At 30.4% G+C, this 21471-nt stretch carries 14 protein-coding genes; 11 read left to right on the top strand and 3 right to left on the bottom strand.

The genetic code is table 11. The features are described 5' to 3' along the window. The first annotated feature begins 10 nt into the window (after window positions 1-10). Genes OD91_RS13310 through ribB form a run of 4 tightly spaced genes read left to right on the top strand, consistent with a single transcriptional unit; the run spans window position 11 to window position 5713 of the window. Window positions 11-2452, top strand: coding sequence for a DNA translocase FtsK (locus tag OD91_RS13310; RefSeq protein ID WP_144896863.1), 2442 nt, complete (start codon window positions 11-13; stop codon window positions 2450-2452). A 5-nt stretch (window positions 2453-2457) separates the two neighbouring features. Beyond that, window positions 2458-3111, top strand: a complete 654-nt coding sequence (locus tag OD91_RS13305; RefSeq protein ID WP_144896862.1) for an outer membrane lipoprotein carrier protein LolA — start codon at window positions 2458-2460, stop codon at window positions 3109-3111. A 23-nt stretch (window positions 3112-3134) separates the two neighbouring features. After that, window positions 3135-4580 carry an LptF/LptG family permease gene (locus tag OD91_RS13300; RefSeq protein WP_144896861.1) on the top strand — a complete coding sequence of 482 codons (1446 nt, stop codon included), beginning with the start codon at window positions 3135-3137 and terminating at the stop codon, window positions 4578-4580. Further along, on the top strand, window positions 4580-5713 hold the full coding sequence (gene ribB, locus OD91_RS13295; RefSeq protein WP_144896860.1) for a 3,4-dihydroxy-2-butanone-4-phosphate synthase: 1134 nt from the start codon (window positions 4580-4582) through the stop codon (window positions 5711-5713). The genes OD91_RS13300 and ribB overlap by 1 nt, the downstream gene beginning before the upstream one ends. On the opposite strand, the gene pepE is transcribed toward ribB, so the two are convergent. After that, window positions 5703-6404 carry a dipeptidase PepE gene (gene pepE / locus OD91_RS13290; RefSeq protein ID WP_144896859.1) on the bottom strand — a complete coding sequence of 234 codons (702 nt, stop codon included), beginning with the start codon at window positions 6402-6404 and terminating at the stop codon, window positions 5703-5705. The genes ribB and pepE overlap by 11 nt on opposite strands. Window positions 6405-6488: 84 nt before the next feature. On the opposite strand from pepE, the gene OD91_RS13285 reads away from it, so the two are divergent. The 7 genes from OD91_RS13285 to OD91_RS13255 all read left to right on the top strand — a co-directional run bounded on the left by OD91_RS13285 (window position 6489) and on the right by OD91_RS13255 (window position 20202). Further along, the gene (locus OD91_RS13285; RefSeq protein ID WP_144896858.1) at window positions 6489-7271 is read left to right on the top strand and encodes a hypothetical protein; all 783 of its coding nucleotides are present in this window, start codon (window positions 6489-6491) and stop codon (window positions 7269-7271) included. 11 nt (window positions 7272-7282) lie between these two features. Then, on the top strand, window positions 7283-8110 hold the full coding sequence (locus OD91_RS13280) for a hypothetical protein (protein WP_144896857.1): 828 nt from the start codon (window positions 7283-7285) through the stop codon (window positions 8108-8110). 30 nt (window positions 8111-8140) lie between these two features. Then, on the top strand, window positions 8141-8638 hold the full coding sequence (locus OD91_RS13275; RefSeq protein ID WP_144896856.1) for a DUF6702 family protein: 498 nt from the start codon (window positions 8141-8143) through the stop codon (window positions 8636-8638). Between the two features lie 111 nt (window positions 8639-8749). Further along, entirely contained in the window at window positions 8750-10882 is a 2133-nt protein-coding gene (locus tag OD91_RS13270; protein WP_144896855.1) for a M1 family metallopeptidase, read from the top strand. A gap of 147 nt (window positions 10883-11029) precedes the next feature. Then, a complete protein-coding gene (locus tag OD91_RS13265; protein WP_144896854.1) occupies window positions 11030-13288 on the top strand; it encodes a M1 family metallopeptidase in 2259 nt (752 codons plus the stop codon). A 105-nt stretch (window positions 13289-13393) separates the two neighbouring features. Then, window positions 13394-13942, top strand: coding sequence for a hypothetical protein (locus tag OD91_RS13260; protein WP_144896853.1), 549 nt, complete (start codon window positions 13394-13396; stop codon window positions 13940-13942). A 74-nt stretch (window positions 13943-14016) separates the two neighbouring features. After that, window positions 14017-20202, top strand: a complete 6186-nt coding sequence (locus OD91_RS13255; RefSeq protein ID WP_144896852.1) for an MBG domain-containing protein — start codon at window positions 14017-14019, stop codon at window positions 20200-20202. 50 nt (window positions 20203-20252) lie between these two features. Here the strand turns inward: OD91_RS13255 and lgt are convergent, their stop codons facing one another. Together lgt and yidD are read right to left on the bottom strand one after the other, a co-directional pair. Further along, entirely contained in the window at window positions 20253-21095 is an 843-nt protein-coding gene (gene lgt, locus OD91_RS13250) for a prolipoprotein diacylglyceryl transferase (protein ID WP_144896851.1), read from the bottom strand. 89 nt (window positions 21096-21184) lie between these two features. Next, window positions 21185-21418 (bottom strand): membrane protein insertion efficiency factor YidD, encoded by a 234-nt coding sequence (yidD, locus tag OD91_RS13245; RefSeq protein ID WP_144896850.1) that lies wholly within the window; start codon window positions 21416-21418, stop codon window positions 21185-21187. Between the last annotated feature and the right edge of the window lie 53 nt (window positions 21419-21471).

Raw genomic sequence — 21471 nt, 5'->3', positions numbered from 1 at the left:
TAAGTACTTCATGGCTATAAAACTTAAAAAGACGTCCACTAAAAAAACTGAGACCGCTGCTCCTTCTAAAATAAGTGAATTTTTTAAAAGTAGACAAACACAAACTATTATTGGAACGTTTCTAATTTTGTTCGCGTTTTTTTTAACTATTGCTTTTATTTCCTTCTTTTTTAATTGGCAAGAAGATCAAAGTACTCTAGGTCATTTAACTGATAAAAATGTTACCAGTAATAACTTACTAGGTAAAATTGGGGCAAAACTAAGTCACTTTTTTATCTATAACGGATTTGGAATTGGCGCTTTTTTTATTCCTTTTTTAATTTTTCTTACTGGGATTTACAGATTGATAAATTCTAAAACTAAAAAAATACTTACTTCTTGGAACTGGGGATTAGTATCTATGCTTTGGATTGCAGTCGTTTTTGGATTTGCAGAAAAAAAATACGAATTATTAGCAGGCGTTATTGGAACTGAAGTAAATGAATATTTACAAACCTTTTTAGGAAAAACTGGATTAGCCATTGTGTTACTCTTCTTTTTCCTGATGTATCTAGTGATAAAATTTAAGATTACACCAGATAAGATTATTGAAAAAATAAAAGAGAAACGAGCAGAAAGAGAAGCAAAAGCTGCTTTAGATGTTGAAGAAAAACCAAACGAAGTTGTTTTTAATGAAACTTCTACTCCAAAGGTAGAAGAAAAAGTAGCAGATAAAACTGAAACGACAAAATCTGAGTTTGAAGTTCATTTAGAAAATTTACAGCCTACTATTTCTAAACATTCTGACGTTTCAACAAAAGAAGAAGCTAAAAAAGAATTAGAACCGACACTAAAAGTTGAAGAAAAAGTTGTTGAAGAAAAAAGTGTTGATATAGAAGTTGAACAAGTAGCAGAAGAAAAAAGTGTTGCCGAAAATTTATCGGATAAACTAGTTAAAGACTTTGGAGAATTTGATCCTAAGTTAGAATTAGGAAACTATAAATTCCCAACCTTTAACTTATTAAAAGAATACAACGAAACAATTTCTATAGATCCAGAAGAACTTGAACAGAACAAAAACCGAATTGTAGAAACGCTTAAAAACTACAAAATTGGGATTGCAGAAATTAAAGCCACCGTTGGACCAACAATTACTTTGTATGAAATAGTTCCAGAAGCTGGAATTAGAATTTCAAAAATTAAAAACTTAGAAGATGATATTGCTTTGTCATTATCAGCTTTAGGAATACGTATCATTGCTCCTATTCCAGGAAAAGGAACGATTGGTATTGAAGTCCCAAATAAAAAATCGACCATTGTTTCTATGCATTCTGCAATTTCTTCTAAGAAATTTCAAGAATCTCAAATGGAATTACCGATTGCTTTAGGTAAAACTATTTCTAATGAAACTTTTGTGGTTGATTTAGCTAAAATGCCTCACCTTCTTATGGCTGGTGCAACTGGACAAGGAAAGTCTGTTGGATTAAATGCGGTACTAACATCACTTTTATATAAGAAACATCCTGCAGAAGTTAAGTTTGTTTTAGTAGATCCTAAGAAAGTAGAATTGACATTATTTAATAAAATTGAGCGTCATTATTTAGCAAAATTACCAGATACAGACGAAGCAATTATTACTGATACAACCAAAGTTGTGCATACCTTAAACTCGCTTTGTATTGAAATGGATGCGCGTTACGATTTGCTTAAAAATGCAATGGTTAGAAATATTAAAGAGTATAATGCCAAGTTTAAACAACGTAAATTAAATCCTAATGACGGACATCAATTCTTACCATATATTGTTTTAGTTATTGATGAATTTGCCGATTTAATTATGACGGCAGGTAAAGAAGTAGAAACACCTATCGCCCGTTTAGCACAATTAGCTCGTGCAATTGGAATTCATTTAATTGTAGCTACACAAAGACCTTCGGTTAATGTAATTACAGGTATTATTAAGGCGAATTTCCCAGCTAGAATTGCGTTTAGAGTAACATCAAAAATTGATTCTAGAACTATTTTAGATGCAGGTGGAGCCGATCAATTAATTGGACGTGGAGATTTATTATACACCAATGGAAATGAAATAAACAGAATTCAGTGTGCATTTGTAGATACTCCAGAAGTAGAAAAAATAACTGATTTTATTGGTGCACAGAGAGCCTATGCAGAAGCACATTTACTTCCAGAATATGTTGGTGAAGAAAGTGGCACAAGTCTTGATAATAATATATCAGATAGAGACAAGTTGTTTAAAGAAGCAGCAGAAGTTATTGTTACAGCACAGCAAGGTTCTGCGTCTTTATTACAAAGAAAATTAAAACTTGGGTACAATAGAGCAGGTAGATTAATAGATCAATTAGAAGCTGCCGGAATTGTTGGTCCTTTTGAAGGAAGTAAAGCAAGACAAGTATTAGTACCCGATTTTATTGCTTTGGAACAATTATTAGCAAACGAAAAGAATCAATAAAAAAGATGAAAAAATTATCAATATTATTTATCACATTACTTTTAAGCATAACAATATCTGGACAAAATACAACGTCTAAAGCAAAACAATTATTAGATGAAGTTTCTACTAAAATGGGTGCTTACGACAATATGAAAATTGCTTTTAGTTCAACATTAACAAATGATGAAGTTGGTATTACAGATGATCCTCCAATTAGAGGAAACATTATGTTACAAGGAGAAAAATATAATTTAGATTATTTAGGGAACACCTTTATTTTTGATGGAAATAAATTGTACATCATTAATAATGAAGACAAAGAGATTTCTATTAATGATGGAGATATGGAAGAGCAAGATGGATTTATCTATCCTTCTAAATTATTAACCTTTTACAAAGAAGGCTATAACTTTAAAATGGGCGCTTTAAAAACCATAAAAGGAAGAAAAGTACAGTATGTAGATTTAACCCCTATTGATAGTAATTCGGATATTACTAAAGTTCAATTAGGTGTTGATGCAAAAACAAAACACATCTATAAATTAATTCAAGTTGGTAGTAATGGTTCTAAAACCACATTTACTATTAATCAATTCAAAAGCAATCAAACTATCTCAGAAAAACTCTTTACTTTTGACAAAGCAAAATATCTTAAACAAAATTATCTAATCGATTAGTTGTTTTTGATGAAAGTTAGTCGATGAAAATACTTGATAGATATATATTAAAAAGTTTTCTAGTTCCATTTTTCGCCACCTTCTTTATTGTACTTTTTGTACTGGTAATGCAAGCGTTATGGCTAACTTTTGATGATATTGCTGGAAAAGGTATTAGTATTGTATTTATCTTAAAGTTTCTTTTTTACACGTCACTTATTGTATCACCGCAAGCATTGCCAATTGGTATCCTGCTCTCGTCTATTATGGCATTGGGTAATTTGTCTGAAAATTATGAATTTGCAGCCGCAAAATCTACAGGCATTTCCTTACAAAGGTTGGTAAGACCTTTAATAATTCTTACGTTTTTCATGAGTGGAATTAATTTTGTTTTTTTAAACAACATTTATCCTCACGCTATGTTAAAGCAGAAAAATTTATACATCAACATAAAAAAGAAAAAGCCCGCTATGGCTTTAGTTCCTGGTAGTTTTAATGCAGACATTCCTAATTATCAAATAAAGTTTGATGAAAAATATGGTGAAGAAGAAAACTTATTAAAAAAAGTTTTAATCTATGATTTAACTAGTAAAAAAGGAAATCAGAAAGTAATCACAGCTGAGCGTGGAAAAATAGCTTCTGAAGAAGGAAGCAAGTACATGACTTTAATACTCTATAATGGCTATTATTACGAAGAGCATATAAGGAATAACACCTCTTTTAAAGCAAGAAAAAAAATGCCTGCATCAAGTGCAAAATTTGATGAATATGAATTTAACATCGATATATCTTCACTTTCTGATGATGACTTAGATAAAGAAAACTGGAGTGGTGTTTATAATATGCTTAGTTTAGGTCAATTAAAAGACACAATTCCAAAAATGAAAACTAGTTTTGATGAATTTATAAGGGTAAGATCTATAAATGTTTATTCAAATACACAGGCAAAAACACTTCACAGTTATCCAGATTCTTTAAAAACAAAAAATTTAAGTCCAGATATTTTAAGTAATTTCAATTTAAAACAGAAAACTACCATTTTAAGTTCTTCCTTATCTAGAGCTAGAAGTACATTTAAAAACATAAAAAATAATAAAGAAATTCTTAAGAAAAGAAGAAAAAGGTTGAATTTGTATGATGTAGAATTCTATAATAGAATTGCCTTTTCATTTTCTTGTTTAATATTATTTTTTATTGGAGCACCATTAGGTTCTATAATTAGAAAAGGTGGATTTGGATTACCAATGATATTAGCTATATCTACCTATGTCCTTTATTTCTTTGGAAATTCTTTTGGTAGAAATTTAGCAGAAGAAAGTTCAGTAACCGCTTTTTTAGGTTCTTGGATAGCAGCAATTGTTATGATACCGGTTGGAATTTTCCTAACTATTAGAGCAACAAAAGATAAAGGACTACTTAATTTAAACGGCATATTTTTACCAATTACAAACTTCTTTAAAAGGTTTACATCTAAAAAGACAACAAGATAATGACAACAAAACCAACACAACTTAATACCATAGAATCTGCAATAAGCGACATTAAAAAAGGTAAGATTATTATTGTTGTAGATGATGAGAATCGAGAAAATGAAGGTGATTTTTTAGCAGCGGCAGAAACTGTAACTCCAGAGATGATCAATTTTATGGCAACTCATGGTAGAGGATTAATTTGTGCTCCATTAACCGAAACTCGTTGTAAAGAATTAGAACTAGGGATGATGGTAAATAATAATACCGATCCTTTAGAAACTGCCTTTACAGTATCAGTAGATTTACGTGGTAACGGTGTTACTACAGGAATATCTGCTGCAGATAGAGCTAAAACTGTAAAAGCTTTAATAGATAAGGATACAAAACCATTCGATTTAGCACGTCCAGGACATATTTTCCCATTAAAAGCTAAAGATGGTGGTGTTTTACGTAGAACTGGACATACAGAAGCTGCTATTGACTTTGCTAGATTAGCTGGTTTACAACCCGCAGGTGTTATTGTAGAAATAATGAATGAAGACGGAACCATGGCACGGTTACCTCAATTATTGGAAGTTGCAAAAAAGTTTGACATTAAAATAGTTTCTATAGAAGATTTGGTTGCCTATAGAATGGAACATGATTCTTTAATTGAAAAGAAAGAAGATTTTGAAATAGAGACTCGTTTTGGTAATTTCCGTTTAAGAGCCTATCAACAAACTACTAATAAGCAAATACATTTAGCATTAACAAAAGGAAATTGGACTAAAGATGATGCTATTTTAACACGAATTAATTCCACATTAGTCAATAATGATATTTTAGGAACCTTAACCAATAATGCTGATAAGAAATTAGACAGTATGTTTAAGTTGATTAATGACGAAGGAAAAGGTGCAATTGTATTTATCAATCAACAAGCACAATCTTTAAATCTTTTAAAAAGGTTACATATTCTAAAAGATAATCAAGTAAAAGGAGAATTAAAAGCGCCTAGAATTACGATGGATACTAGAGATTTTGGGATAGGTGCTCAAATTTTACACGATATTAATATCAGTAAATTAAAACTAGTTTCTAATACACAACAAGCAAAACGTGTAGGTATGATTGGTTATGGTTTAGAGATTGTAGATTATGTTAACTATTAACCTCGCTCCCACTTTCTAACTCAATTGGTTCTTTGTTTTGTTGAAAAAATCTAGCAGAATGCTCACCTTTTAAAATAATTGTATCACCAGAAACTTCTAACCAAGAACCTTCGCGCAAGCCTAAAACAGGAACATCATTAAATACATGAAATTCTTTAATACGAGTTTCTCTAGTTTCTCCCATATGCTTAGAACCTTTTATAGGATCTAAATAATGTGCGTTTATATTAAAAGGGATGAATTCTAACGTTTTAAAACTTGGTGGATAGACTATTGGCATATCATTCGTATTCATCATATTAACACCACAAATATTACTTCCAGCACTTGTACCTAAATAAGGTGTTCCATTATCTACCGCTGCTTTTAAATCGCTTAAAACATCATTTTTATATAATTGATTCACTAGCTCAAATGTATTCCCACCCCCTGTAAAAATACCTTCAGCATTTTGTATCGCTTCTTTTGGATTCTCAAATTCATGAATTCCTTTTACGTTAATATTAATGGTAGAAAAAGCTTTGGTAACAATAGCTGTATATTCATCATAAGAAATTCCGCTTGGTCTAGCATAAGGAATAAATAACAACTCTTTTACCTCATTAAAAAAGATTTTTAACGTTGGTAAAAGATATTCTAGATATCCACTACCATGTACCGTTGATGTACTTGCTACGATGAGTTTTTTCATGCATCTAAAATACAATTTGTTTTAACAAAAGTTTACAAATGCATTAATACATTTTTAAGAGAGACACTTCTTTTCTTTGTATAAATGAAAAAAACAATCATATTTATTGTAGTAATAATTTTCAGTTTATCATCTGTTGGTCAAGAAAAAAGAAAGTTAATTGTTGGTAAAGTTTTACTTAAAAATCATACAACTTCAGACATTCATGTTCTTAATAAAAACACAAACAGAGGTACAATTATAAATGAAAAAGGAATCTTTGAGTTACCAATAAAAAAAGGTGATAGTATTTATTTTTCTCACATTAATTTAAATGATAAATTGATTGTTATCACTAAAGAAATCATTTCCGAGAACAATTTAAATGTTCAATTATCTGAAAAAACACATGTTCTTGAAGAAATAGTTTTAGAAAAATCTAAAAGTATATTTTATCTTGATAAAGAAATAATGCCTCATAATTTACCTATTGTAAATTCTGAAAGTTTGAATTTACCCTATGCCAATGTTACTGGTAAAAAAGATAAATCATTAGTGAAAATTAAATCTGGTTTTACAGTCAATTTAGATGGAATCTTAAATAGATTAAACGGAAAGTATAAACAAGAAAAATTAGCTAAAGAAATTGCTCTAGAAGATAAACGACTATTGCAAATAAGGAAAGACTATACTGATGATTTTTTTATAACAGACTTAAAGATAAAGAAAGAATACATCAATCAATTTTTAAATTTCTGTATTGAAAAAAACATCATATATTTTTTTGTAAATGATAATAAAATAAAACTAACACATCTTTTAATAAAAGAAAGTGAAGAGTTTCCTCATAAAATTTATGATGAGAGATTATTATTAACCAAGAATTAAAATCCTCTTATTTGATAAAAAAACTACTTATAATATTTACTTCACTATTAATATTTAATAATATTTATTCTCAAGAAAGAAAGCCATTGTATGGAATAATTTCAGATTCTTTAGATGTAATAAATAATGTACATATTATAAATATTCAATCAAACATTGCAACAGCAACAATAATTGACGGAACTTTTAAAACCTTTGCTAAAGTTGGTGATACTTTAAAAATAACATCAATTCAGCATCAAACTAAAAAGTATATTGTCAAAAAAACGAGTTTTGGATTTAATCAATTAAAAATTTATTTACAACCTAAAATTTATGAACTTGATGAGTTTGAAATAAAAAAACATAATTTAAACAGTGTGTTAACTTCTGATGTAGATAAAACACCGATTAATAAAAATCATGAAAGAGTTAAAAACATGGTAAATGAAATAAAAAGAATGGATTTTAGTAGGCCTATCATAGAAAAGCTAGATTTTATAGAATCAAATGTAAAACCTACTAAAGTAACAGTTGACCCAATACAAAAAGTATTAGAAAATGGATTGTTTTTCGGAACAAAACAAAGTCTCTCAAATGGAAAAAATTCAAAAGAATATTGGGATTTGAGAAAGGAACTTAAATTTAAAAAGAATTTTCCAAAAAAACTTTTAACAGAACTTGGAAATAGTTTTTTCTATAAAGATTTAAAAATACCAAAAGAAAAGTATTATCATTTTATTGAATATTGCAATTTGAAAGAAATTGAAGAATTATATAAGAAAAATGAGTTACTTAAAGTTATTAAAATTTTACAAGAAGAAAGCATTAGTTATCTGAAAATAATTAAAAAAGACTAATTTGGCTTAGTTTTTGAAATTATAAACTATATGAAATTAAAAAAAATATACCTATTATTTTTACTGATTCCACTACTCTCTTTTACTACACATAAGTATTATTTAAGTTTAACACAAATAGAATATTCATCAGAAAAAAAATCCATTCAAATTATTATGAATGTTTTTATGGATGATATAGAATATGCCTTAAACGAAGAATATGCTATTGATTTACAACTCACTACAAAAGATGAGTTAAAAAACAACAATACTTATTTTAATAAGTATTTATCTGAAAACTTACAATTAAAAGTAAACGATAGTTTAACGAAATTCAACTATATAGGAAAAGAATACGAAGGGGATTTGGTTTATTTTTATCTAGAAATTGAAGACATTCCGTCTATAAAAACGATAGAAGTTACTAACACTGTTTTAGTAAAAAACTACGAAAAACAACAAAATCTTATCAAAGCAAAAGTTGATAAAAAATATAAAAGTGTGATGCTTTCTAAAAATAATGATAAAGGTTTGTTAAAGTTTTAACATTATTTAACTTATTACATCACATATTCTTAATTTAGAACTCCATTTCAATGGAAATTATAATTTTAAAAAATCTTAAAGATATTTTATATCATCCAAATTTACTTACAAATGAAAAAAATTACACAACTAGTATTTTGTGTTTTTTTTGTTGCTGCTAGTTCTTTAGCACAAGACAAGAAAATAACAAAAGAAGGACATACAAACCAGAATAAGTTTAGACAATTAAAAGACGTTTTAGCAACGCCTAACAATCAACATACTGCTTCTGGTGCACCAGGAAAGGAGTATACACAACAACAGGTTGATTATACAATGGATATTGTTTTAGATGATGATAACAAAAAAATTACAGGTTCAGAAACCATAACATATCATAATAATTCTGCAGATGAATTGCCTTATTTATGGGTTCAATTAGATCAAAATGTAAGAGCTTCAGATTCTAAAACTCCAGATATTCAACCAAATAAAATTAGAAAAAAATTAAGCAAAAGATGGTTTAATCGAGCTTTTCCAGACAAAGCTTTCGAAGGTGGTTTTAATATAACAAGCGTTACAAATATAAATGGTAGTAAATTATCCTATACCATTAATCAAACTATGATGCGTATTAATTTACCAAAATCTTTAGCTGCAGGAGAAACATTTAAATTTAATATTTCTTGGTGGTATAATATCAATAATAATAGAACACAAGGTGGTAGATCTGGTTATGAACATTTTCCAAAAGATGGGAATAACAGTTATAAAATTGCACAGTTTTATCCAAGAATGTGTGTATATGATAATGTAGAAGGTTGGCAAAACGATCAATTTTGGGGACGAAGTGAATTTGCTTTGGAGTTTGGAGATTTTAATGTAAATATTACAGTACCAGCTGATCATATGTTAGGTGCAACTGGAGTTTTACAAAATCCAAAAGATGTATTTTCAAAAAAAGAATTAAAAAGAATAGAGAAAGCTAGAAAAACATACGATAATCCAGTAATTATTAGAACTCAAAAAGAAGCTGAAAAAATTGAACTGAGTCGTTCTAAAAAAACTAAGACTTGGAGGTTTAAAGCTAAAAATGTACGAGATTATGCATTTGCAACATCAAGAAAATTTATTTTTGATGCTATGGCTGTTGATATTAATGGTAGAACTGTAATGGCAGAATCTTTATATTCTAAAGAAGCAAATCCTTTATATGGAGAGCATTCAACAAGGGCAACTGCACAAACTTTAAAAACATATTCTAGATATACATTTGACTACCCATACCACAAAGCTGTTTCAGTTGATGGACAAATGGGAATGGAATACCCGCAAATGGCATTCAATCCAGGAAGACCAAATGCAGACGGAACCTATTCTGAAAGAATTAAAAATATTATGATTAAAGTAACTATTCATGAAGTTGGTCATAATTTCTTTCCGATGATTGTAAATTCTGATGAACGTCAATGGACTTGGATGGATGAAGGGTTAAACTCTTACATGGAAATGTTAGCCGAGTTAGATTATGATCCAAATTTCCCTTTAAGAAGAGGTTTACCTAAGAACATTGTTAAGTATATGGCTGGAGATCAATCTAAAATTGCTCCAATTATGTCTAAAGGAGATAATGTATATAGTTTTGGAAATAATGCCTATGGTAAGCCAGCAACTGCTTTATGGATTCTTCGTGAAACAATAATGGGACATGAATTATTTGACCATGCCTTTAAAACGTATGCAAAAAGATGGAAATTTAAGCACCCAACTCCGGCAGATTTCTTTAGATCTATGGAAGATGCATCTGCAATGGATTTAGATTGGTTTTGGAGAGGATGGTTTTACACAACAGATGTTACTGATATAGGAATTAAAGGTGTTAAAAAATTTACTACTTCCAAAAATGATGATGGTTCTGTTAATTTCAATGAAGATACGACTGATGGTTTAGGTTTTGGTTCAAAAAAGAGTACCGATTCTAAATATCATTATGAAATTACGTATGATAAACCAGGTGGTTTAGTCATGCCAATTATTGTAGAATTCAAGTACAAAGATGGAACAACTCAAAGAAAAACATATCCTGCACAAATTTGGAGGTACAATGATAAAGAAGTAACTAAAGTCTTCTCTTCTGAAAAAGAAATCGAAAGTATAGTTATAGATCCAGATTTAGAAACTGCAGATGTAGATACTTCTAACAATAGTTTTCCTAAACAAAAAACTAATAAATTTGAGAAATTCAAAAACAAAATAAAAGGATAGAAAATAAGTTTACATTTTAAAAAGAAGGCATTATGATTCATAATGCCTTCTTTTATTATAAAGGTTTGTTAAAGTTTTAACATTATTTAACTTATTTCATCACATATTCTTACTTTACGCTACTTTTTTAAATCAATTCAAAATAAAATGAAAAAATTATCTGTACTGTTTTTATCTGTACTTTTTGTTTCTGCTGGAGTTTTTGCACAAGATGCACCAAAAAAGCGCCAACAAGGTCATACAGATCAAAATAAATTTAGGCAAATGAAAGATGTTTTGCCAACCCCAAGTAATCGTAGAACAGCTTCGGGAGCACCAGGACATGCATACACACAACAAAAAGTGGATTATGTTATGGATATCCGTTTAGATGAAAACACAAATCGTCTTTATGGAAATGAAAAAATTACCTATCATAATAATTCTAAAGATCATTTAGAATATTTGTGGGTGCAATTAGATCAGAATATGCGTGCGCCAGATTCTAAAACTCCTTTAGCAAAAGCAGAAAATTTAGGAAACGCTGCTTTTAATGGTCCAATTACTTTTACAGGTGGAAATTTAAAAAAACCTTTTCAAGGAGGATTCAATATTGAAGCAGTAAAAAACGCTGATGGTTCTAATTTATCACATATGATAAACAGAACAATGATGCGTATTAATCTTACAACTCCTCTTGCTCCTGGTGATACTTTTAAGTTTAGCATTAAATGGGACTATTTAATCAATAACCATAGAAAAGATGGAGGACGTTCTGGATACGAAGAATTTCCTGATGGAAATAAAGATTATGTAATTGCACAATTTTACCCACGTTTAGCCGTGTATGATAATGTTGAAGGATGGCAAAACATGCAATTCTGGGGACGTAGCGAATGGGCATTAGAATTTGGAGATTTTGATGTAAAAATTACAGTACCAGCAGATCATAAATTAGAAGCTACTGGTGAACTACAAAACGAAAAAGACGTTTTAACTAGAGAGCAACGTAAAAGAATGGAGCAAGCTAGAAAATCGTTTAAAGACCCTGTTTTTATTGTTACGCAAGCGGAAGCAGAAGCTGCAGAGAAAAAACGCTCTAATAAAACGAAGACATGGCATTTTAAAACTAAAAATGTAAGAGATTATGCATTTGCAACCTCAAGAAAATTTATTTGGGATGCAATGGCAGTTAATATTGGTGGTAGAACCGTAATGGCAGAATCATTATATGCTAAAGAAGGAAACCCTTTATGGGAAGAACATTCTACAAGAGTTGTTGCTAACACTTTAGAAGAATATTCTAAATTAACCTTCGATTATCCATATAGTAAAGCGATTTCCGTACATGCACAAATGGGTATGGAATATCCAATGATTTGCTTTAATTATGGACGTCCAAAACCAGACGGAACTTACTCAGCAAGATTAAAAAGAGGAATGATTGGTGTAATTACGCACGAAGTTGGTCATAACTTTTTCCCAATGATTGTAAATTCAGATGAACGTCAATGGACTTGGATGGATGAAGGATTAAATTCATTTGTAGAAACCTTATCAGAATTAGATTATGATCCTAATTTCTTTACAGGAAACTTGCCTAAAGATATTGTTGGATATATGGGCGGAGATCAAAGTAACCTCTCTCCTATTATGTCTCAAGGAGACTATGTAAAACAATTCGGACCAAATGCATATACAAAACCAGCTGCTGGTTTATATCTATTGCGTCAAACTATTATGGGACCAGAATTATTTGATTATGCATTTAGAACCTATTCTAAACGTTGGATGTTTAAACACCCAACACCAGCAGATTTCTTTAGAACTATGGAAGATGCTTCTGCAATGGATTTAGATTGGTTTTGGAGAGGCTGGTTTTATACCACAGATTATTCTGATATCGGAATTAAAGGTGTTAAGAAATACTATTTAACAGATCAACCTACCGAAAAAGCTAAGAAACTAGCAGAACTTTACAAAATGAATTTAGCCGATTATGAAGGTAAATTGGTCTATTTTGCTGAAGAAAAAGAAGGTGAACCTAAGACTGGCGCTAAAAAAGCAATGGATTTTGATGTGATTAAAAATCACATTGCTAAAATGACTGATGATGAAAAAGCTGATTTAAAAGATGCTCCAAATTATTTTTATGAAGTAACGTTTGAGAAACCAGGAGGATTAGTAATGCCAATTATTGTTGAAGTTGAATATGCAGATGGACAAAAAGAAAGAATTACGTATCCAGCTCAAATTTGGATGAAAAATGATACTGAAGTATCTAAAGTATTTAGATCTGCTAAAGAAATTAAAAGCTTTAAAATAGATCCAGATTTAGAAACTGCTGATGTAGATAGGTCTAACAACAGCTGGCCAAAGAAAAAGGAAACTAAATTTGATAAGTTTAAAGAAAAAGTAAAAGGATAAACACCTAGCTTTTTTTTCAGGTATAAACCCTTACTAGTAAACTAGTAAGGGTTTTATAATTTTACCTATATTTGTTGTACCCCTAACAATTTTATAAGAATTGTTATGAAAATTAATGTCCCCAAAACATTATTACTTTACTTTTTGTTAGCTATATCTTTTTTAAATGCTCAAGATAGAGTTAGTATGTCTATACATCAAGATTTAAAACTTCTTGCTTTAGGAGATAATTTAGGTAACATGGCAGGTACTCTAAATATCTTAGCTAGGGCAAAACTTCAAACTTCTCAAAATTATATAGGTTTCTGCAATTTTATGATTGAATACGAACAAGCCAACCTTACAAAAATGTTTTCTAGAATTAGTGGAGTTTTCGGGTATACCATTAATAATTTTGGTTGGAAAAACACACCTAGCTCAGAATATAAAAGGTTTGAAGTTACTCCTGCAATAAGTTTTGGAAAGATTAAAAGAAGAAGAAAAAACACTTTTAGTTGGGCAGCTTCCATAGAAATTGGCTATAAAATATATGATAGAATTAGAATTTCAGCTATCAATCAATATACAAAAAGAACAGATTTAAAAAGAAAAGATCTACGGTATAGTTTCTTTATTGGACTAGAGTATGATATTGCTAAGATTACTTCTTTTTAAAACTTAATAATAAAATTAATATATAATTAATAACTTTGAATTAACCCCAATAACCAATCTTAAAAACTTATACTATGAATAAAAAATATGCTTTAGTAGTAATACTTGTATTTATTTTTTTTACATCAATCCAAAGTAACGCTCAATGTACAGAAAGTGCAACTAGTGGTACAATAACAAATGCTCAATATGATTATTTTGGACAAAGTTTCACCGCTTGTCAATCAGGTGTTTTATCTAAAATTAAAGTTTTAGGTGGAGCTGACAAATCTGGAGCAACCATTACTATTTATGAAGGTGAAGGATATTTAGGATCTAATTTAGGGAATTTATCAACTGCAAATATAAGCACAAAGACTACTAATACAGACTATTCTGAAATTGATGTTTCTTCATTAAATATCTCTGTAACTAACGGTCAGAAATACACATTTGATATTCGTAATGGTGCAAATTTGTTTTACGAAAGTAATGGGTCTAATATTTATAGTGGTGGACAAGCTTATTTTTCTTCAAATAGTCCAACCTCAGGATATGATTTAATCTTTGAAGCAGATATAATACCAATAGTAAATCCTACTGTAACCAATATTACTACTTCCGTTCCTGATGGTACTTATAATGATATAAGTACACCAATGCCTATTACAGTTACTTTTTCTCATTCAGTAAATGTAACAGGAATTCCTCAATTAGAATTAGAAACGGGTTCAACAGATAAAATAGCAACCTATAGCACTGGAACAGGAACCAATACTTTAACTTTTACATATACAATACAAAATGGCGATGAAAGTGCCGATTTAGATTATAAAGCAACAACTTCTTTAACATTAAATGGAGGCACTATAAAACACGTTAATTCAGGTGGCAATGCAATATTAACTTTGCCGAGTCCTGGAGCAGCAGGTTCTTTAGGTGCTAATAAAAATTTAGTAATATCTACCGTTACACCAACTGTAACCAACGTTACCAGTTCTGTTTCAGATGGAACTTATGTTTTATCAAATGTAATTCCTATTACTATTACATTTTCGGAACCTGTAAATGTTACTGGTACTCCGAAATTAGAATTAAATACTGGTATAACTGATAGAGAAATTGATTATGTCTCTGGTACTGGAACAAATACGTTATTATTTAATTATACAGTACAACCTACAGATAATATTAGCGATTTAGATTATAAAGCTACAAGTTCATTAACATTAAATGGAGGAACAATAAAACATGCGAATGCTAAAAACGCTACACTAACTTTACCCTCACCAGGGGCTGCAAATTCTTTAGGAGCAAACAAAAATATTACTATAGATACTTCTACTCCAATTGTATCATTAGTATCAAGTACTAAAACAGATGGTAATTATAATACGGGAGAATTAATCCCCATCACCATTCAATTTAACAAAAATGTTACCGTTACAGGAACTCCTCAATTAGAATTAGAAACAGGAACTACAGATAGGTTAATTGATTATGTATCTGGAAGCGATACAAACACCTTAACATTTAACTATACAGTACAAGCTGGCGATTTAAATAGTGACTTAGATTATAAAGCAACCAATTCTTTAACATTAAATGGAGGTACAATTAAAGATAATTTAAATAATGATGCAGCTTTAACTCTAGCTACGCCTGGAGCGAGTAATTCATTAGGTTTTATAAAAGCCTTAAATATTGATGCTGTTACTACACCCATTGGGTATAGTTTTAATGTAGATGTGGCAGCTATAAATATTAGTAATAATGTAAGCAGCACTACATTAAATTTTGAAGGTGTAAATCATCCATCTAAACAATTCCCTATGACTTGGTCTGTAACAAGTAGTGCTGGCGGCCCTACTTTGGGCAGCACATACTATTCTGGAAGCTATACTAACTTTATTATCGGTAGCTTAAACACATTATTGGACGGGGAAATAACTTTTAAATTTAGAGTAGCAGATGTAAATAATGAAAATCCAGGTCCAGAACTCACTTATACCATTATAAAAGACTTAGTTGCTCCAACAATTTTAAGTGTAGATTCTACAACACCTGATGGTACTTATTCTATAGGTGAAGAAATATACATAGATGTAAAATTTTCTGAAAAAGTATTTGTAACGGGCACTCCACAAATGACTTTAGAAACAGGTACAGTAGATAGAACTATTAATTATACTAGTGGTAATGATTCAGATACCCTACGTTTTCTTTATACCGTTCAAGCTGGTGATGAAGCAAATACGGATTTATTAATTCATCATAGTCCTTATCTAGATCTAAATTCTGGAACTATAATAGACTCTGGTAATAATCCTGCAAATACAAATTTTTATGTAGGTGGTTTTACCGACCTTCAAAGCAATACAAATATTGCTATTAATACCAAACTACCAACAACAAGTACCCAAGCAGCAAGTAATATTGCTAGTACATCTGTAACTCTTGCAGGAGAAGCTTTAACAACTGGAGGTATAAATATTACCGAAAGAGGTGTAGTATATTCAATTAAATCCATTAATGCAGATCCTTTTATTGATGGTACAGGAGTATCAAAAGATGTCAATGGTGCTGGTTTTGGAACCTTTTCTAAATCCATAACTAGCTTATCCCCTAACACTGAATATCATTTTAAGGCATATTCATCGAATGCTATAGGTACTACCTATGGATTTACAGGAGTTTTTACTACCACAAAATTAGATCCTACTATTACTTTTGAAAATATAACTAAGACCTATGGTGATGCAAATTTTGATTTAGCAGCTACATCAAATTCAACAGGAGTAATTTCATATTCAATTATTGGAACTAAAAACGGAACCAGTTTATCTGGTACTAATAAAAAAACTGTAACTGTAGGTAATGCAGCTAGCGTTACCGTTAGAGCAACATTAGCTGAGGATGCAAATTATAAAGCAGCAACTAAAGATATTACTCTTACTATTAACAAAGCAATTATTACCGCTACAGCGGATGATAAATCTCGCGAGTATGCGGATGCAAATCCTACTTTCACAATTAATTATAGTGGATTTAAAAATTCAGAGACTAGTACTGATATAGATACCTTACCAACAGTAAGCTCTACAGCAGATACAACAACCAATGCAGGAACTCATGATATTACAGTTAGTGGTGGAAGCGATACCAATTATAACATCACTCCTGCAAACGGAACTTTAACTATTTCTAAAGCAACTATTACCGCTACAGCGGATGATAAATCTCGTGAATATGGGGATGTAAATCCAACATTTACAATAACTTATGCAGGATTTAAAAATAGTGAAACGAATGCGGTGTTAGATACAGAGCCTACTGCTAGTTCAATTACCAATGCAAATACAAATGCAGGAACTTATGATATTACCGTTAATGGAGGAAGCGATAACAATTATAACATCACTCCTGCTAATGGAACTTTAACCATTTCTAAAGCAACTGTTACGGCTACAGCAGATAACAAAACTCGTGAATATGGAGATGCAAATCCAACATTTACAATTATTTATGCAGGATTTAAAAATGGTGAAACCAATACAGTTTTAGATACTGCTCCTACTGCTAGTTCTGTTGCCGATGCCAATACAAATGCAGGAACTCATGATATTACCGTTAATGGTGGAAGTGACAACAATTATGATATAACAAATACAAAAGGAACCTTAACTATTTCTAAAGCAACTGTTACGGCTACTGCAGATAACAAAACTCGTGAATATGGAGATGCAAATCCTGCATTTACAATTGCTTATAGTGGATTTAAAAACTCAGATACTTCTGATAGTTTAGATACCAAACCTAATGCAAGTTCTACTGCTGATACTTCATCGAATGTTGGAAATCATGATATTACTGTTGCTGGTGCTGTAGATGCTAATTATGACATCACACAAACAAAAGGAACGTTAACTATTTCTAAAGCAACTATTACAGCGACAGCTGATAATAAATCTCGTGAATATGGAGATGCAAATCCTGCATTTACAATTGCTTATAGTGGATTTAAAAACGCTGATACTTCTGATAGTTTAGATACCAAACCTACTGCAAGTTCTATTGCTGATACTTCATCGAATGTTGGAAATCATGATATTACTGTTGCTGGTGCTGTAGATGCTAATTATGACATCACACAAACAAAAGGAACGTTAACTATTAGTAAAGCTACAATTACTGCTACTGCTGATAACAAAACTCGTGAATATGGAGATGCAAATCCAACATTTACAATTTCTTATAGTGGATTTAAAAACGCTGATACTTCTGATAGTTTAGATACCAAACCTACGGCTAGTTCTACTGCTGATACTTCATCGAATGTTGGAAATCATGATATTACTGTTGCTGGTGCTGTAGATGCTAATTATAACATCACACAAACAAAAGGAAAGTTATCTATTAGTAAAGCTACAATTACTGCTACTGCTGATGATAAATCACGTGAATATGGTGATGCAAATCCTGCATTTACAATTGCTTACAGTGGATTTAAAAACTCGGATACTTTTGCTAGTCTAGACACTGCTTCTACTGCGAGTTCTGCGGCAACAAATGCTTCTAATGTAGGAAATCATGATATAAATGTATCTGGTGGGGCTGATGTTAATTATAACATTACTGAAACCAAAGGAACCTTAACAATAACTAAAGCAACTGTTACTGCAACAGCTGAAAATAAAGCACGTGAATATGGTGATGCGAATCCTGCTTTTACAATTGTTTACAGCGGATTTAAAAACTCGGATACTTTTGCTAGTTTAGACAATGCTCCTTCTGTGAGTTCTACGGCAACAGAGAGTTCTAATGTAGGAAATCATGATATTAATTTATCTGGTGGGGCTGATGTTAATTATAATATTACTCAAACTAAAGGAACATTAACTATTTCTAAAGCGAATCTTACCATTACTGCGGATAATAAAACACGTGAATATGGGGATACGAACCCAACTTTTACAGTGATGTTTAGCGGATTTAAAAATTCGGATGATGCTAGTTCTTTAGATACTGCGCCATCTATTAATTCTATAGCTACAACTTTATCAGATGTGGGAACGTATGATATTAATGTTACTAATGCTACAGATGTTAATTACAACATCATACAAACTAAAGGAACATTTACTGTTACTAAAAGAGCTATTACAATTACAGTTAATCATAATCAATTTAAAATTGAAGGAGAAAATGACCCAATATTAACATATTCTATAACTGCTAGTTCTGCTGTAAATAATGATAATGCTTCTGGAATGTTAGAAAGAACTAATGGTGAAACTGTTGGAACTTATTCTATAAATAAAGGAACCTTAACCTATGGAGATAATTATAACGAAACTTTTGTTTCTAGTGATTTTTCAATTACCCTTGTGCAAACTTTACAAACAAGTGCTGTTTCTTCGGTTTCTGTAACTATTACTGGAGAAGCAACTGACGTAAATGTAATAGAACGTGGTGTTGTATATTCATCTACAAATATGAGCCCTAAAATTGGAGGTGCAGATGTAATCAAAGTTGTAGATGATGTTTTTACTGGTGAATTCACAATTACCATCAATAATTTATCAGTAGCTACTCAATATTATTTTCAAACTTATATTATTCTTGGTAATAACAATGGTAGAATTCAAAACAATGTTTTATATGGTGGTGTAGAGAATTTCCATACAGAGGCAGAAGAACCTTTAACTACAACGTTTTCTCCAATTAATAATGCAACCAATGTTAAAATCAATAAAAACTTAGAAATTAATTTCGACAGATTTATTCAAAAAGGGGAAGGTTCACTATTTATCAGAAAAGTTAGTGACAACAGTATAATAAATACTATTGATGTAATAAATACCGTTATTTATAATAATACTTTAGTAATTTATCCCATTACCTATTTACCACAAAATACTGATATCTATATTGATATTCCTAATGGAATTATAAAAGGTCAATTTAATAATAATTGGTCTGGTTTAACAAGTAAAACTTCATGGAAATTTAAAACAGAAACTATTTTATCAGTAGAAGATGTTGTATTTCAAAATTTAAAACTCTTTCCAAATCCTGTATCAAAAAGAATAACTATTAGTAACCATTCTAAGATTACAAAAACGATAGTTTACGATATAAATGGTAAAGAACTACAATTTAGAAATCATCAATCTAAAGATATACAATTAGATGTCGAGCGTTTAAAAGTTGGTGTTTACTTTATTAAAGTCTACTCTAATCAAAATTCCAAAGTCCTTAAATTCTTTAAAATTGAATAAAAAAAAGCCCAAGTTTAAAACTTGGGCTTTTTTTTATTCTTATATCTTATTTATTTCTTTCTAAACATCAACCAAAAGCCTAATAAAACAAGTGGTATGCTTAAAACCTGACCTGTATTTAACGAATTAAACACCCAATCTTCTCTTCCATCAACTTGTGCTTCTTTTAAGAATTCTATAAAGAAACGTAAAGACCATAAAACCACTAAAAATAACCCAAATAAGAATCCAGTTTGATTCTTTTTATCTGTTTTCCAGTATAAGTACCACATCATAAAGAATATTGCTAAATAACCAAGGGCTTCATATAATTGTGTCGGATGTCTTGGGACAATTTCTCCAGCTTTAGTGAAAATGACACCAAAATCAGTTCCTGTAGGTTTACCGTAAATTTCAGAATTAAAAAAGTTCCCTGTTCTAATAAAAAAACCAGCTAAAGCAACCATAATGGCTAATCTATCTAAAATAAACAACCATGGTTTTTGTAAATGCTTTTTAGCATAAAAATACATTGCAATTGGAATTCCTATAGCAGCACCATGACTTGCAAACCCCATAAATCCAGAGAATTTCCAGCCTTTTATAAAACCAAACAATGTATCGTTTGGACTTTCTTTTATTGGTAAAAATATTTCTAATAAATGGTTTTGATAATAATCCCAACTATAAAAAAACACATCACCTAAACGCATACCAATTAACATTGATATAAAGACGTACATAAACAATGGATCTAATTTTTCTTTAGGAACATTATCTGCTACATATATTTTTTTCATTAAATGTAAGCCTAAAAGAAAGGCAGCAACAAACATTAAACTATACCATCTAATAGTAAAAAAACCTAAATCGATTCCTACTGATGGATCCCAAACGATGGATAATAATCTCATTTATTTTATTTTATGTCTGGTCGAGCGCAGTCGAGACCTTTTAATATAATTACTTTTAAACCTCTCGACTGCGCTCGAGGTGACAAATATTATTTTTTCTTCTCAGGGACTGGATCATAACCACTTCCTCCCCAAGGGTGACAACTAAATATTCTTTTTAACGATAACCAGCCTCCAGAAAACAATCCATGCTTTTGTAAAGCTTCTATGGTATAATGTGAACATGTTGGACTATATCTACATGTTGATGGCGTAAAAGGTGAAATTGCTGTTTGATAAAAACGAACTAATATTACAAATGGGTATGTCAAAAATTTATTCAATAATTAATTATTTAAAAATAAATAACATTCTCGACTCCGTTCGAAATGACATT

The sequence above is a fragment of the Lutibacter sp. Hel_I_33_5 genome (assembly GCF_007827455.1).
Classification (GTDB): Bacteria; Bacteroidota; Bacteroidia; order Flavobacteriales; family Flavobacteriaceae; genus Polaribacter.
The sequence above is the reverse complement of the archived record's forward strand: the minus strand, read 5'-3'. Positions and strand labels throughout refer to the sequence as shown.